Origin of the sequence: Candidatus Poriferisodalis sp. (assembly GCF_965215815.1) — a bacterium.
Classification (GTDB): Bacteria; Actinomycetota; Acidimicrobiia; order Acidimicrobiales; family Poriferisodalaceae; genus Poriferisodalis.
The window spans coordinates 939166-953902 of record NZ_CBDCEO010000013.1 but is presented as its reverse complement, the minus strand read 5'-3'; the positions used below and the strand labels follow the sequence as shown (position 1 = coordinate 953902).

The 14737-nt window shown below is 64.9% G+C and carries 11 protein-coding genes and 3 tRNA genes; 12 read left to right on the top strand and 2 right to left on the bottom strand.

Features of this window, described 5'->3' with window-relative positions:
• Positions 1 to 97: 97 nt before the first annotated feature.
• Positions 98 to 970 (bottom strand): LLM class F420-dependent oxidoreductase, encoded by an 873-nt coding sequence (locus ACOOHB_RS14250; protein ID WP_420445492.1) that lies wholly within the window; start codon positions 968 to 970, stop codon positions 98 to 100.
• Positions 971 to 1077: 107 nt separating this feature from the next.
• Here ACOOHB_RS14250 and ACOOHB_RS14245 point away from each other — a divergent pair, with 107 nt between their 5' ends.
• Entirely contained in the window at positions 1078 to 1992 is a 915-nt protein-coding gene (locus tag ACOOHB_RS14245) for a 1,4-dihydroxy-2-naphthoyl-CoA synthase (RefSeq protein ID WP_420445491.1), read from the top strand.
• Positions 1993 to 2015: 23 nt separating this feature from the next.
• Here ACOOHB_RS14245 and ACOOHB_RS14240 read toward each other — a convergent pair whose 3' ends face one another.
• On the bottom strand, positions 2016 to 2531 hold the full coding sequence (locus ACOOHB_RS14240; RefSeq protein WP_420445490.1) for a GNAT family N-acetyltransferase: 516 nt from the start codon (positions 2529 to 2531) through the stop codon (positions 2016 to 2018).
• Positions 2532 to 2615: 84 nt separating this feature from the next.
• Between ACOOHB_RS14240 and ACOOHB_RS14235 the strand changes: the two genes are divergently transcribed.
• The 11 genes from ACOOHB_RS14235 (at position 2616) to rpoC (ending at position 14641) form a co-directional block, all read left to right on the top strand.
• Positions 2616 to 2688, top strand: a tRNA-Thr gene (locus tag ACOOHB_RS14235).
• A gap of 63 nt (positions 2689 to 2751) precedes the next feature.
• Positions 2752 to 2828: transfer RNA gene (locus ACOOHB_RS14230), tRNA-Met, on the top strand.
• Between the two features lie 153 nt (positions 2829 to 2981).
• Positions 2982 to 3055, top strand: a tRNA-Trp gene (locus ACOOHB_RS14225).
• Positions 3056 to 3136: 81 nt separating this feature from the next.
• Positions 3137 to 3445: a preprotein translocase subunit SecE gene (secE, locus tag ACOOHB_RS14220; protein WP_420445489.1), complete on the top strand. Its 309-nt coding sequence runs from the start codon at positions 3137 to 3139 to the stop codon at positions 3443 to 3445.
• 21 nt (positions 3446 to 3466) lie between these two features.
• The gene (gene nusG / locus ACOOHB_RS14215) at positions 3467 to 4249 is read left to right on the top strand and encodes a transcription termination/antitermination protein NusG (protein ID WP_420445488.1); all 783 of its coding nucleotides are present in this window, start codon (positions 3467 to 3469) and stop codon (positions 4247 to 4249) included.
• A 61-nt stretch (positions 4250 to 4310) separates the two neighbouring features.
• Positions 4311 to 4763, top strand: a complete 453-nt coding sequence (gene rplK / locus ACOOHB_RS14210; RefSeq protein ID WP_420445487.1) for a 50S ribosomal protein L11 — start codon at positions 4311 to 4313, stop codon at positions 4761 to 4763.
• Positions 4764 to 4786: 23 nt separating this feature from the next.
• Positions 4787 to 5473: a 50S ribosomal protein L1 gene (rplA, locus tag ACOOHB_RS14205; RefSeq protein ID WP_420445486.1), complete on the top strand. Its 687-nt coding sequence runs from the start codon at positions 4787 to 4789 to the stop codon at positions 5471 to 5473.
• A gap of 295 nt (positions 5474 to 5768) precedes the next feature.
• Positions 5769 to 6365, top strand: coding sequence for a 50S ribosomal protein L10 (rplJ, locus tag ACOOHB_RS14200; RefSeq protein WP_420445485.1), 597 nt, complete (start codon positions 5769 to 5771; stop codon positions 6363 to 6365).
• The gene (gene rplL, locus ACOOHB_RS14195; RefSeq protein WP_420445484.1) at positions 6362 to 6754 is read left to right on the top strand and encodes a 50S ribosomal protein L7/L12; all 393 of its coding nucleotides are present in this window, start codon (positions 6362 to 6364) and stop codon (positions 6752 to 6754) included. The genes rplJ and rplL overlap by 4 nt, the downstream gene beginning before the upstream one ends.
• A 257-nt stretch (positions 6755 to 7011) precedes the next feature.
• Entirely contained in the window at positions 7012 to 10641 is a 3630-nt protein-coding gene (locus ACOOHB_RS14190) for a DNA-directed RNA polymerase subunit beta (RefSeq protein WP_420445483.1), read from the top strand.
• A gap of 55 nt (positions 10642 to 10696) precedes the next feature.
• Positions 10697 to 14641 carry a DNA-directed RNA polymerase subunit beta' gene (gene rpoC / locus ACOOHB_RS14185; RefSeq protein WP_420445482.1) on the top strand — a complete coding sequence of 1315 codons (3945 nt, stop codon included), beginning with the start codon at positions 10697 to 10699 and terminating at the stop codon, positions 14639 to 14641.
• Positions 14642 to 14737 lie beyond the last annotated feature (96 nt).

The window sequence follows — 14737 nt, the reverse complement described above, 5'->3', positions numbered from 1 at the left end:
GGATAGCCCGGGTCCGTCCCGCCGATTGCGCACCGTAGTTGTGGTGTGACTTCGGTGGATCTTGATTTATTTCAATCCACTACAGCCTGAGATTTCGCTACAGATCGGCGTAGCGCTCGATGGTCTCGGCCCAGGCGCTGGCGTCATCGGGCGTGGCAATCACGGTTTGCAGCCCGGCCATCGGTGACACTGGCACCGCTATTCGACTCACCCCGCGGCGGGCCAACTCACCGATCTCGTCGAGGTCCGCAGGCACCGCCACGGTGATCTCGAGCGCATCGGGATCCCGGCCATGCTCCGTGGCCGTCTGGCGGGCCAGATCGATCAGATCCCACGGAGCACCCCGGGCGGGGAAGTAGCCGTCGCCGAGTCGCCCGGCCCGCCGCGCAGCAACCCTCGAATCGCCGCCCACGATGATCGGCACCGACCCGTTCACCGGCTGGGGCCGGCAATACGCCGCGTCGAAGTTGACGAACTCGCCATGGAATGTGGGCCGGTCGGCCGACCACAGCTCACGCATGGCAGCCACATACTCGTCTGTGCGGCGCCCGCGATCGTCGAATGGCACACCGATGGCTTCGAATTCCTCACGCATCCAGCCCACGCCGATGCCCAACAGGACGCGCCCACCGGACATGTGGTCGAGGGTGGCGATCTGCTTGGCACATACGACCGGGCTGTGCTGGGGCACGATCAGGATGCCGGTGGCGAAATTGATGGTGGACGTAACCCCGGCCATGTAGGCCATCCACATCAGCGGATCAGGCAGCAGCAGGTCCTCAACGCCCCCTGCCATTTTGCCGTCAGGGCTGTAGGGATACTGCGACTGGTAGCCAGATGGGATGACGGTGTGTTCCACCGTCCACGCCGATTCGAAACCGGCGGCCTCGCCGGCCTGCACGAGCTCTGCCGCCAGCGCTGTGTCGGTGGCGAACTTGCCGGTGTTGCAGTACCTGAGGGCGAATTTCATGTTGCTGTCCCATGTCTCGGTTGCGGCCCGCAGTTTCGCATGCAGCCATGTTCGGGGGCCGTTCCGATCCAATACCGTGCCCTCACGCCACCCGCCTTGGAGCACCCATGCCGTTCTTGCCTCATGTCTCGGACACCTTCGACTCGTCGCGCTGGGCGGCAGTCGACGGGTTCGACTTCACCGACATCACGTACCACCGCAGCACCGAACACGGGACGGTTCGCATCGCATTCGACCGCCCCGATGTTCGCAATGCCTTCCGCCCGCACACGGTGGACGAGCTGTACCGAGCGCTCGACCATGCCCGCATGACGCCCGATGTGGGCTGCATCCTGCTGACCGGGAACGGTCCGGCGCCGGCCGACGGGGGTTGGTCGTTCTGTTCGGGAGGCGACCAGCGCATCCGCGGCCGGGACGGGTATCGCTACGCCGATGGCGAGACCGCAGCAGACATTGACCCGGCCCGCACCGGGCGCCTGCACATCCTGGAGTGCCAGCGCCTCATCCGGATGATGCCCAAGGTGGTGATCTGCGTGGCCAGCGGCTGGGCGGCGGGCGGCGGCCACAGCCTGCACGTCGTGTGCGATTTGACCATTGCCTCGGCCGAGCATGCCCGCTTCCGCCAGACCGACACCAACGTCGCCAGCTTCGACGGCGGCTTCGGCTCGGCCTACCTAGCCCGCCAGATCGGCCAGAAGAAGGCCCGAGAGATCTTCTTCCTCGGCCGCACGTACTCCGCCCAAGAGCGTTTCGACATGGGCGATGTGAATGCGGTGGTGCTCCACTCCGAACTGGAGTCGGTGGCGCTGGAGTGGGCGGCAGAGATCGTGTCCCGTTCGCCGACGGCACAGCGGATGGCCAAGTTCGCGTTCAACCTCATCGACGACGGGCTCATCGGCCAGCAGGTGTTCGCGGGGGAGGCCACCCGGCTGGCCTACGGCACTGACGAAGCCGCCGAGGGCCGTGACGCCTTCTTGGAGAAGCGAGATCCCGAATTCGAGCAGTTCCCCTGGCACTTCTGAGCTGGTTGGGCTCCAAACGCGCTTCAGGCGGGGCGCAGGCGTTGCATGAGCGTCACGTCGAGCCAGCGGCCGAACTTGCGACCCACTTCTCGCTCCACGCCGATGAGCTCGAAGTCGTGCTTGGCGTGCAGTGTTACTGAGGCCGCGCCGGCATCGGCGATGCGGGCAAAGATTGCGTGAAACCCGTGCTCGTCGGCGAGGGCGACGAGGTTGCCGAGCAGCAGGCCGCCCACGCCGCGTCCCTGGTGGTCGCGATGGACGTAGATGGAGTCTTCGACGCTGGTCGAGTACGCCGGCCGAGTCCGGTACGGCGACAGGCACGCCCAGCCCAGCACGGTGTCGCCAGTTGTTGTGTCGTCAGTTGTATCGGGGACTGCCACGATGCACGGGTAGGCACCCGAATGGTCTCGCATCCAGGCTGCCTGCTCGGCAGTCGTGCGGGGCAGCATGTCGAACGTCGCAGTGCCCTCGGTGACCTCGCGGTTGTAGATCTCCGCGATCGCATCGGCATCGGCCATCGTGGCCAGCCGGATTTGCATGGCAGCGAAGCTATCGGGGGTCCACAGCTACACTCCGGACCCCACAAACTTCCGCGCACATCGCTCGGCATGCGCACGGACGTCGCCCCGTTAGCTCAGTAGGTAGAGCACAGCCATGGTAAGGCTGGTGTCGCCGGTTCGATTCCGGCACGGGGCTCGCCGCGTGAGGTCCCGGCTAGGGCGCCTATTGGTGCTATCAGTAGGCTTCGCAAGACATTTTGGCGGGATAGCTCAGTTGGTCAGAGCGCACGGCTCATAATCGTGAGGTCCCGGGTTCGAGCCCCGGTCCCGCTACCACCGGCTCATAGTTGTGAGGTCCCTCGCCGCAGCTTCGCTGCGGGCATCGGGCACAGTGAGCCCCGGTCCCGCTACTGGATCTGGACGCGACCCAGATTGCTGCCGGTAGCGTGTTGCGGCGGACATTCTCCCAGAAGGCCCGCATCCTCGCTGAGGGCAGTAGCTCAATTTGGTAGAGCACCGGTCTCCAAAACCGGCGGTTGCGGGTTCAAGTCCCTCCTGCCCTGCGCTTCCGCCAACCTGTGACCGTCAGCCGGGCGGACCGAACATGCCCAAGCCCCTGAAATTCTGAGCCGGAGACTTTCCCGATGGCCATGAACCGACGGACACGCCGTCACCTGCAGCGTCAGGGCGAGATGACGGCTGACGGCGCGCCGGCGGCGAGGCGCGAACGGCGTCAGCCCGCCTCGGCGTCGCCGACCACCGAACGGGCCGGGCCTGCGCAGTTCGTGGGCGAGGTTCGTTCCGAGCTCAAGAAGGTGATCTGGCCGACTCGGGCCGAGATTGTCAACTACTCGATCGTTGTGTTCATCACCATCGTGATCCTGACCGCGATCATTGCCGGCCTCGATTGGATTCTGGGTGAAGGCGTCCTCCGACTCTTTGACGTGAACTGACGAAGAACTGAACTGACGAACATGAGTGACCCGACCGATACCTCCGCAAAGCCCGACACCGACCCGATGGCGACCGCTCGCCGGTTGCTGAGCTCACAGACGGCCACGACCCTGATGGGACCGGGCCCCGGAACCGCCGAGGCAACTGAGACCGCAGACACCGTCGAGGGAGCCACCGCTGAGGCAGGCCTTGCGGTCGTGCTCACAGAGGACGAGCTGCTCGCTGCCGACGAGCCCGAGGAGAAGCATGTCTCGCCCTATGACCGGCCGGGCCGCTGGTTCGTCGTGCACACGCAGTCGGGCTACGAGAAGAAGGTCAAGCAGAACCTCGAAGCCCGGATCGGCACATTCGACATGGAGGAACAGATCCTCGAGGTCGCGATCCCGATGGAGGACGTGATCGAGTTCAAGGCCGGCCGCAAGGTTGTCGCCAAGAAGAAGGTTTTCCCCGGCTACCTGCTCATCCGTTGCCGCCCCAGCGACGAGGCGCACCACATGATCCGCAGCACGCCGGGCGTCACTGGGTATGCGGGCCCAGGCGGCAAGCCGTCGTCGCTTCGCCGCAGGGAAGTCGAGGCCTTCCTCGCCGACCCCGACGACGGTCCCGAGATGCCTCGCCGCACCAAGCCGTCGATGATCTTCGAAATCGACGAGAGCGTGCGCATCAAGGAAGGTCCGTTCTCGGACTTCCAGGGTCAAGTGATCGAGATCAACGAGGAGCAGCTGAAGGTGAAGGTGTTGGTGAACATCTTCGGCCGCGAGACTCCCGTCGAACTCGACTTCGTCCAAGTCGCAAAGATCTGAGCCGCGCCAGCGGCCATCAAAGACCTGAGCATCTGTGCAGGCAATTTCCCAGGAGCACCCCATGGCAGAAAAACCAGCAAGGTCATCGAGGCGCAAGAGAGTCGCGGCAGTCGTGAAGATCCAGATTCCCGCCGGGCAGGCTTCGCCGGCACCGCCGGTGGGCACTGCGCTGGGCCCGCACGGCGTGGCGATCATGGACTTCTGCAAGGAGTACAACTCCAAGACCGAGAGCCAGCGCGGCACGATCGTGCCCGTCGAGATCACGATCTTCGAGGACCGGACCTTCACGTTCGTGACCAAGACGCCGCCGACATCGGTACTGCTGCGTCAAGCGGCTGGGCTCGAGAAGGCGGCGGACAATCCCGGTCGGGAGACGGTGGCAAAGGTCACCGAGGCGCAGGTCGCCGCGATCGCCACAACGAAAATGCCGGACCTCAACGCCCGTGACCTCGAGGCCGCCAAGCTGCAGGTGATCGGCACCGCGCAGTCCATGGGCATCGAAGTCACCGGCTGAGGCGAACCACAGGAGACCCCCACATGTCAGGGAAGAAGTACACCGACACCGTCCGTCGCTTTGACCGGCAGATGATGCACGAGCCGAGCCAGGCAATCGACATGGTGCGAAGCTTCGCCACTGCGAAGTTCGACGAGTCGGTTGAGTTGTCGATCCGGCTCGGCGTCGATCCGCGCAAGGCCGACCAGATGGTTCGGGGCACAGTTGCGCTGCCGTCGGGCACAGGCGGCGATGTGCGAGTTGCAGTGTTCGCGCAAGGTGATGCGGCCGCGGAAGCCTCCGATGCAGGTGCTGACGTGGTGGGCGGCGCCGATCTGGCGGAGCGTGTGGAGGGCGGCTTCACCGATTTCGACGTGGCGATTGCGACGCCCGACATGATGGGCGTGGTCGGTCGCCTGGGCAAGGTGCTGGGTCCGCGTGGCCTCATGCCGAACCCCAAGTCCGGCACGGTGACCCCCGACGTCGGCAAGGCCGTGGGCGAGTTCAAGGGCGGCAAGGTCGAGTACCGCACCGACCGCTACGGCAACGTGCACCTGGCGATCGGCAAGGTCAGCTTCAGCGCCGAGGATCTGAACGCCAATTTTGATGCAGTCATGGACGAACTGGCCCGGGCAAGGCCGGCCAGCGCCAAGGGTCGTTACGTCCGCAAGATGGTGGTCTCATCGACGATGGGCCCCGGCATCCGCGTCGACCCCACCACTTTCAACTAGTCGCTGGCAGTTGGACGCGTCCGGGGCTCCCGGTAGCGTCTGGGGCTCTACAACCTGCTCGCCGTAGAACTCCGGTGGCTTCGGCCTGAAATCGGCCCCGTCTGAACGTGTTTCAGGGGCTTGCTCAACACGGGCAAGCCACACGGGTCGTGCCTGATGAGGCGGACTGTCTTCCTGTGCGTGTATGCGCTGGGGCGCGGTTCTGTCTGGTCTGCGGACCGGTGCCCGATCCGGGGCCGGGAGCGATCCACCAGCCCTACGACAGCGAATCCGCCCAGCACAGGAGGTCCCCACAGTGCCTACAGCAACGAGCGGGCCCACAGCAACGGCGGCTGGCCAACGTACGCCGCGGGCCGACAAGGTCGCCGTGGTGGACGAGGTTCGCGAGCGATTCGGTGAGGCCGAAGCGGTGCTGTTCACCGGGTACCGGGGTCTCGACGTGGCCGCGATGGCCGACTTGCGCGGCCGTCTCATCGATGCCGACTGCCGCTACAAGATCTACAAGAACACCTTGGTTCGCCGGGCGCTGTCTGAGAATGCGCCCCCCGGCACGCTCGACCTGCTCGGGGGACCCACAGCCCTTGCCTTCTGTGGCAAGGATCCCTCAGCCGCCGCCAAGGCTCTCCGCACATTCGCGACCGATCATGAAGCGCTCGTCATCAAGGGCGGCGTGCTTGCAGGCACCCTGCTCAGCGACGCCCAGGTGCGCGAACTTGCCGACCTGCCGTCACGCGACGAGCTGATGGCACAGATGCTCGGCGCATTCGGTGCGCCGCTCAGCGCACTCGCCTCGATGATGAACAACCTGATCGGCGAAGTGTCCGGTCTTGTCCAGGCGCTGATTGACCGCAACTCCACGGAGAACTCAACAGAAACGGAGAACAACCAGTGAGTACATCCACCGAAGAGATCCTCGATGCCATCGGCAACATGACGGTGCTCGAGTTGGTCGAGCTGAAGAAGGCGTTCGAAGAGCGCTTCGACGTCACTGCTGCTATGGCCGCACCGATGATGGTGGCTGCTGGTGCCGCCGGATCCGACGGCGACGGCGAAGCCGACGAGGAAGCCGTCGACGAGGTCACCGTCATGCTGACTGCCATCGGCGACAAGAAGGTGCAGGTCATCAAGGAGGTGCGTTCGCTCACGAGCCTAGGTCTCAAGGAGGCCAAGGATCTCGTGGAGGCCGCTCCGAAGGCCGTGCTCGAGGGCGTGCCGAAGGTAGACGCCGACAAGGCCAAAGAGGCCCTCGAAGCTGTCGGCGCCACTGTCGAGCTGTCATAGTCGCGCGCTGCCATCAACTCGCCGCGAATTCGGCGTCACGGTTGTGGCGCACGCTAGGGCTGGGTAGCCTCGTTCTAGCCGTGGCACAGGTGGCCTCTCCCTTCGCGCACCCCACCAGTCCCCAGCATCGAGGCCAAGGATTGAGGTCACCGTTTGCTGCGGACACCTGCGGCTGCGCGCGCTTGCGTCCAATCGTCAACGGCCGTCGGCAGTCGCCTGCGACCCATCCCGCACAACTGAACCGCTAGGAGAGTCCGTTGTCGTCTCTTGTCGGCCGCGAACGCTATTCGTTCGGCAACCTCGACGAAGTCCTGGAACTCCCAGACCTCGTTTCCATCCAGAAGGACTCCTTCCAACGCTTCCTCGACCTCGGCCTCGCTGAGACGTTCGCTGACATCAGCCCCATCAGCGACTTCGGTGGGCACCTGCAGTTGGTCTTCTCTTTTGACCCGCACGACGAGGATCTTCGTCCGCCGCCCAAGTTCTCCGTGGAGGAGTGCAAGGAACGCGACATGACCTACTCGGCGCCGATCTTCGTGCGCGCCGAGTTCAAGAACGCCCACACCGGTGAGGTCAAGGCCCAGACCGTGTTCATGGGCGACTTCCCGATGATGACCCCCAAGGGGACGTTCATCATCAATGGCACCGAACGGGTCGTGGTCAGTCAGCTTGTCCGTTCGCCCGGGGTCATCTTTCAGCCCGGTGAGCGTTACCGGCTGCGGAACATGTCCAAGCACCAGCTGGTGACCGCAACCATTCACCCCTACCGCGGCGAGTGGATCGAGTTCGACGTCGAGCACAAGCCCGGCAAGGACCCGACCGCCGGCAGCCGTGTGGCTCGAAAGCGCCGGCTCAGCATCTTCTCGCTGCTGCGAGCCCTGGGCTACGGCGAAGACCGCTATCCCGGCCTGCTCGAACGCTTCGTCGAGCACTTCGACTTTCTCGAGCCGCAGTGGGAGAAGGACCGCAACGTCGCGGTCTCCCAGGAAGAGTCGGTCATCGAGCTGTACAAGCGGGTGCGCCCTGGCGAGATGGCCACGGCCGATGCCGCCAACAACTACTTCCAGAACGCCTTCTTCGACGATCGCCGGTATTCGCTGTCCAAGGTCGGCCGTTACAAGCTGAACCGCAAGCTCGGCCCCGAGCTGGATCGCGTATCGGAGCTGTTCGGCCTCGACTTCGTCGATCGAGACGACCCGCGGGCGGTCGATCATCCCGAACTCATCCGGCCCAACCCAGAGTCCACGGTGCTCACCCGCAGCGAGGTCCTGGCCACAGCGAGCTACCTGCTGCACCTGGCAAACGCCGAGCCCGGCTACCGGCTCGACGACCAGGACCACTTCGCTAACCGCCGCATCCGCTCGGTCGGCGAGCTGATTCAGAACCAGGTTCGCATCGGGCTCAGCCGTATGGAGCGGGTCGTGCGCGAGCGCATGACCACCCAGGACGTCGAGGCGATCACGCCGCAGACGCTCATCAACATCCGCCCGGTCGTGGCTGCCACCAAGGAATTCTTCGGCACCAGCCAGCTCAGCCAGTTCATGGACCAGGTGAACCCGCTGTCTGGCCTCACCCACCGCCGCCGCCTGTCCGCGCTCGGCCCCGGTGGTCTGTCACGCGAGCGAGCCGGTTTCGAGGTACGTGACGTCCACTTCAGCCACTACGGGCGCATGTGCCCCATTGAGACGCCGGAGGGCCCGAACATCGGCCTGATCGGCGCGCTGGCGACGTTCGCCCGCGTCAACGAGTTCGGCTTCATCGAGTCGCCGTACCGGGTCGTCCGCGATGGCGTCTCCACTCGCGAGGTGCGTTACCTGACCGCGGACGAGGAAGAGGAATACGTCGTTGCGCAGGCCAACGCGCCGCTGCATCCCGACGGTTCGTTCCGCAATCCCCGCGTGCTTGTCCGCAAGAGTCCCCAGGGCGCCAGCCTGGAAGACCTGCGCCTGCAGATGGAGCGCGACACCTACTTCGCTGCCACCACCGAGATCAGCTACGTGCCGGCGTCCGAAGTCCAGCTCATGGACGTGTCGCCCAAGCAGATCGTGTCGGTGGCCACAGCGCTGATCCCGTTCCTCGAGCACGACGACGCAAACCGAGCGCTCATGGGCGCCAACATGCAGCGCCAGGCTGTTCCCCTGCTGCGGGCCGAAGCCCCCTACATCGGGACCGGCATCGAGGGCCTGGCCATGGCCGACGCTGCCGAGATGGTCCTGTCCGACGTCGACGGCGTCGCGACCGAGGTGAACGGCGACCAGATCGTCCTGGAATCCGACGACGGCTATGAGCACGTGTTCCCGCTGCTCAAGTTCCGACGCTCCAACCAGGACACCTGTATCAACCAGAAGGCGCTCGTGCGCCCCGGTGACAAGGTGTCCGCCGGTCAGGTGATTGCCGACGGGCCCTCAACCGATCACGGCGAGCTGGCGCTGGGCAAGAACCTCCTCGTGACCTACATGGCCTGGGAGGGCTACAACTTCGAGGACGCCATCATCCTGTCCGAGCGCCTCGTCAAGGACGACGTGCTCACGTCGATCCACATTCACGAGTACGAGATCGACGCCCGCGACACCAAGCTGGGGCCCGAGGAGATCACCCGGGACATTCCCAATCTGGCCGACGACATCCTCGCCGACCTCGACGAGCAGGGCATCGTGCGCATCGGTGCCGAAGTGGAGCCAGGCGCTGTGCTGGTGGGCAAGGTCACCCCCAAGGGCGAGACCGAGCTCACGCCTGAGGAACGGCTCCTGCGTGCCATCTTCGGCGAGAAGGCCCGTGAGGTACGCGACACGTCGCTCAAGGTGCCTCACGGCGAGAATGGCGTCGTCACCGACATCCGGGTGTTCAGCCGCGACAACGACGACGAGCTGCCACCTGGCGTGAACCAGCTGGTGCGTGTCTACGTGGCCCAGAAGCGCAAGATCAGCGTGGGCGACAAGCTCGCTGGCCGCCACGGCAACAAGGGCGTGATCTCGAAGATCCTCCCAGTCGAGGACATGCCGTACATGGCCGATGGCACGCCTGTCGACATCATCTTGAGCCCACTCGGCGTGCCGAGCCGCATGAACGTCGGCCAGGTGCTCGAGGCGCACTTGGGCTACGCGGCCCGCTGGGGCTGGAAGTCCACCGATAAGGGCGGCAATGGGCAGATGATCGGCTCCGAGCCGGTCAGCAACACCGCCCGTAAGACTCGCCCCACCACCGAGCCGTCGGTGTTCATCGCCACCCCGGTGTTCGACGGCGCACGCTGGGACGAAAAGGAGGCTGCTGGACGGCATCCCACGATCCAGCAGACGCTCGAGAACCTGCGGCCGGAGTCGATCACCGGCGAACGGCTCATGACCCGTACGGGCAAGACGACGCTCTTCAACGGGCGCACTGGCGTGCCCTACGACGAGCCGATCATGGTGGGCTACAGCTACATCTTGAAGCTGGCGCACCTCGTCGACGACAAGATCCACGCCCGCTCCACCGGCCCGTACTCGATGATCACCCAGCAGCCGCTGGGCGGCAAGGCACAGTTCGGCGGCCAGCGATTCGGCGAGATGGAAGTGTGGGCGCTCGAGGCCTATGGCGCCGCCTACTGCCTGCAGGAGCTCCTCACGATCAAGTCCGACGACGTGCTGGGCCGGGTTCGGGTGTACGAGGCGATCGTCAAGGGCGAGAACATTCCAGAGCCCGGAATCCCTGAGAGCTTCAAGGTGCTCATCAAGGAGATGCAGGCGCTCTGCCTCAACGTCGAGGTCATGTCGACAGCAGGGCATCAGATCGACATCCAGGGTCTCGACGAAGACGTCTTCCGTGCCGAGGAATCGCTGGGCATCGACATCAGCCGGCCCGAGCGCGGCACCGACGAAGAAGACGAACTGCGCCGTCAGCGCATCTGACCGGGCGCAACCGAACAGCAAGAACTCGCACGACACATAGGGCCTGACACACAACATGATCGACGTCAACGACTTCTCTGACATCCGGATCGGCTTAGCGACTGCCGACGCCATCCGCACATGGTCCAACGGCGAGGTCCGCAAGCCGGAAACCATCAACTACCGCACGCTCAAGCCCGAGAAAGACGGCTTGTTCTGCGAGAAGATCTTCGGTCCCACCAAGGACTGGGAGTGCGGTTGCGGCAAGTACAAGCGCGTCCGATTCAAGGGAATCATCTGCGAGCGCTGTGGCGTGGAGGTCACCCGCTCCAAGGTGCGACGTGAGCGCATGGGCCACATCGAGCTGGCAGCGCCGGTGGTGCACATCTGGTACCTGCGCGGCACTCGCTCGTGGCTGGCGTACTTCCTGACCGGCCTCGATCCCCGCCAGGAGCTCAAGGCCAAGGCGCTCGAACGCGTCATCTACTTTGCTGCGAACCTCGTCACCAAGGTCGAGAGCGAGAAGCTGCACACCGACGTGCCGCGGCTCGAGGCCGAGAAGGCCGAGGAGATCGCCGTCATTGACGAGGAACTCGCTGAGCGGCGGGCCGAACGGCTTGGCGAGCTCGAAGGCGAGCTGGCATCGCTGGAGACCGATGGCGCTCGTGAGCGCGACTTGCGGTCGGCCCAGCGTGAGTCCGAACGCGATCTCGAGGCGCTCGACGAAGAAGCCGCTGAAGAAAAGGACCTCGTTGAGCGCGCGTTTGCCGCGCTCAAAGATCTGCACGAGCGGATGATCATCGACGACGAGGATCTCTGGCGCGAGCTGCAGGATCGCTACGGCCAGTACTTCGAAGGCGGCATGGGCGCCGAGTCCATTGCGCAACTCATGGCCAACATGGACTTCGACACAGAAGAGGCCGAGCTTCGCGTCGCCATCGAGGCCTCGGACGGGCGCCGTCCGCTGTCCGCGCAGCGCAAGCAGAAGGCGATCAAGCGTCTCAAGATCCTGAGCGCCTTCAACCGGCGTGACGAGCACGGTCGTCGCATCAACGATCCTCGGGCGATGATTCTCGATGCCGTGCCGTGCATCCCGCCGGACCTGCGGCCGATGGTCCAGCTTGACGGCGGCCGCTTCGCGACGTCCGATCTCAACGACCTGTACCGCCGGGTCATCAACCGGAACAACCGGCTCAAGCGTTTGCTGGATCTGCGGGCACCCGAGATCATCGTCAACAACGAGAAGCGCATGCTGCAAGAGGCGGTGGATGCGCTGTTCGATAACGGTCGAAGGGGCCGTCCTGTGACAGGTCCCGGCAACCGGGCGCTGAAGTCGCTGTCGGACATGTTGAAGGGCAAGCAGGGCCGTTTCCGCCAGAACCTGCTCGGCAAGCGAGTGGACTACTCGGGCCGGTCGGTCATCGTTGCGGGACCCACGCTGCGCCTGCACCAGTGCGGGCTGCCCAAGCTGATGGCGTTGGAGCTGTTCAAGCCGTTCGTCATGAAGCGGCTGGTCGACTCAGAGATCGCCCAGAACATCAAGTCGGCCAAGCGGATGGTGGAGCGCCGACGCGCTGACGTCTGGGACGTGCTCGAGGACGTCATCAAGGAACACCCGGTGCTGCTGAACCGGGCACCCACGCTGCACCGGCTTGGCATCCAGGCATTCGAACCGCTGCTGGTGGAAGGCAAGGCAGTCCAGATCCACCCACTGGTGTGCGCCGCGTTCAACGCCGACTTCGACGGCGACCAGATGGCCGTTCACCTGCCGCTGTCCTCGGAGGCCCAAGCTGAAGCCCGGGTCCTGATGCTGTCGGCCAACAACATTCTGAGCCCGGCCGACGGCCGGCCGATGACCGTGCCCAGCCAGGACATGCTGATCGGCAGCTATTACCTGACCGAGTTGCCCATGCGCGGCGATAAGCAAGATCTCAACAATCCCGACGCTGACAAGCCCATCTTCCGTCACCTGCACCAGATCGAGCGGGCGCTCGAGGGGTCCCAGGTTGTATTGCACCAGCTCATCGAGTGGCGTATCCCGCAGCTCAGCGACGGCGACGGCGGGTTCATCCCGACCACGCCCGGTCGTGCGCTGTTCAACGCCACATTGCCCGACGACTTTGAGTACATCAATCGCGCTGTCCGCAAGAGCGAAATGGGCCAGATCGTCCGCACGCTCTCGGACAACTACACCACCAGCGACATTGCGACGAGCCTGGACCACATCAAGGACCTCTGCTACTCCTACGCCAGCCGCTCAGGTCTGACGATCTCGGTCGACGACGTGCGTACGCCGCCGGACAAGGCCGAGATCCTCGAGCGACACGAAGGCGAGGCGGAGCGAGTCGAGACCCAATTCCGACGCGGCATCATCACCGACGGTGAGCGGCGTCAGAAGGAAGTGGAGATCTGGACCGACGCCACCGACGAGGTGCGGCGTTCGCTCGAGGCGGAACTGGCCAAGACCACCTTCAACCCGATCGACATGATGGTCGCCTCAGGTGCCCGCGGAAACATGATGCAGGTGCGCCAGATCGCGGCGATACGCGGGCTGGTGGCCAACCCTCGTGGCGACATCATCCCGCGCCCGATCAAGTCCTCGTACCGGGAAGGCCTCGCCACACTGGAGTACTTCATCTCCACGCCAGGCGCCCGCAAGGGTTTGGTCGACACGGCGCTGCGAACCGCAGACTCGGGCTATCTCACGCGCCGTCTTGTCGATGTGGCTCAAGAGCTCATCATCAACAGCGAGAATCCTTTCGACCGCCCTGGTCCGGTGAACGGGCTGTGGATCGATGACATCGGCGCTGACAGGCCGGACAAGCGCACGCACCTTGACACGCGGCTGTTCAGCCGCTGCCTCGCGGCGGAGGTGACGCTCAGTGATGGCACTGTGTTCGAAGCCGGGAGGCTGATCGGCGATGACGAGCTGATTGCGCTGCGCGACGATCCTGAGGTCACGGGAGTACGTGTGCTGTCCCCCCTCACCGACGACTCCGAGTTCGGCGTGTCGACCACGGCCTATGGCGGATCACTGGCAACGGGCAAGCTGATCGAGGTGGGCGAGGCGGTCGGCGTCATTGCCGCGCAGTCCATTGGTGAGCCCGGCACGCAGCTGACCATGCGGACCTTCCACACCGGCGGTGTCATCGGCGGCGAGAACATCGCTGGCGGTCTGCCCCGCGTCGTGGAGCTGTTCGAGGCGCGTACCCCGCGCGGCAAGGCTGTCTTGGCCCGCCGCTCGGGCGTGGTGCGCATCGGCGAGGACGACGGCCGGGGCCGCCAAATCGACGTCATCGGTGACGACGGCTCCGAGGACACCTACACCGTCCCGTCGATGTCACGCCTAGCGGTCGTCGACGGTCAGGACATCCGCGCTGGCGACCCGCTCGTGGACGGACCACGCGATCCCAAGGAGCTCATTGAGATCCGTGGTGTGCGCGAGACCCAGCAGTACCTCGTTTCCGAGGTCCAGAAGGTGTACCGCGAGCAGGGCGTGTCGATCCACGACAAGCACATCGAGTTGATCATCCGCCAGATGACCCGGCGAGTGCTCGTAGGCGACCAGGGCGATTCGCCGTTCTTGCCCGGCGAACAGGTCGACCAGCGGATCTATCGCGAGGCCAACCGCGAGCTGGTGGCCCAAAGCAGCCGCCCCGCTGAGGGCCGCCCGATCATCATGGGCATCACGAAGGCGTCGTTGGCGACCGAGTCGTGGTTGTCGGCTGCGTCCTTCCAGGAGACGACCCGCGTGCTGACCGAGGCCGCCATCGAGTCGCGCCGCGACGGCTTGAAGGGCCTCAAGGAGAACATCATTATCGGCAAGCTCATTCCTGCGGGAACGGGCCAGGAGTGCTACCGCAACATCGAGACGGTCGCCCCCGAGTACGAACCGATGGAGTTCTGGTCGTCCGAAGACGCCGAGGATCCGGCCGCATGGCTGGCCTCGATCGGCGACGAGACCGATTTCGACGAGACCGGACTCGACGCGAAGGTGGCGTCGGTCACCGACGCCAGCTGAGCGGCCTGGTCGTTCCGTCGCTGGCGGTTGTCGTGTCGGGACGCGCTGCCTAGCCTGCTTTCTCAGTCAGGTGCGCTGCCGGTGGGGCTCCTCTCA

What these genes read in the sequence shown, in the direction of transcription:
- ACOOHB_RS14250 (WP_420445492.1), bottom strand. Translation starts at nt 970, where the DNA reads ATGAAATTCGCCCTCAGGTACTGCAACACCGGCAAGTTCGCCACCGAC.
- ACOOHB_RS14245 (WP_420445491.1), top strand. Translation starts at nt 1,078, where the DNA reads ATGCCGTTCTTGCCTCATGTCTCGGACACCTTCGACTCGTCGCGCTGG.
- ACOOHB_RS14240 (WP_420445490.1), bottom strand. Translation starts at nt 2,531, where the DNA reads ATGCAAATCCGGCTGGCCACGATGGCCGATGCCGATGCGATCGCGGAG.
- secE (WP_420445489.1), top strand. Translation starts at nt 3,137, where the DNA reads ATGGCCATGAACCGACGGACACGCCGTCACCTGCAGCGTCAGGGCGAG.
- nusG (WP_420445488.1), top strand. Translation starts at nt 3,467, where the DNA reads ATGAGTGACCCGACCGATACCTCCGCAAAGCCCGACACCGACCCGATG.
- rplK (WP_420445487.1), top strand. Translation starts at nt 4,311, where the DNA reads ATGGCAGAAAAACCAGCAAGGTCATCGAGGCGCAAGAGAGTCGCGGCA.
- rplA (WP_420445486.1), top strand. Translation starts at nt 4,787, where the DNA reads ATGTCAGGGAAGAAGTACACCGACACCGTCCGTCGCTTTGACCGGCAG.
- rpoC (WP_420445482.1), top strand. Translation starts at nt 10,697, where the DNA reads ATGATCGACGTCAACGACTTCTCTGACATCCGGATCGGCTTAGCGACT.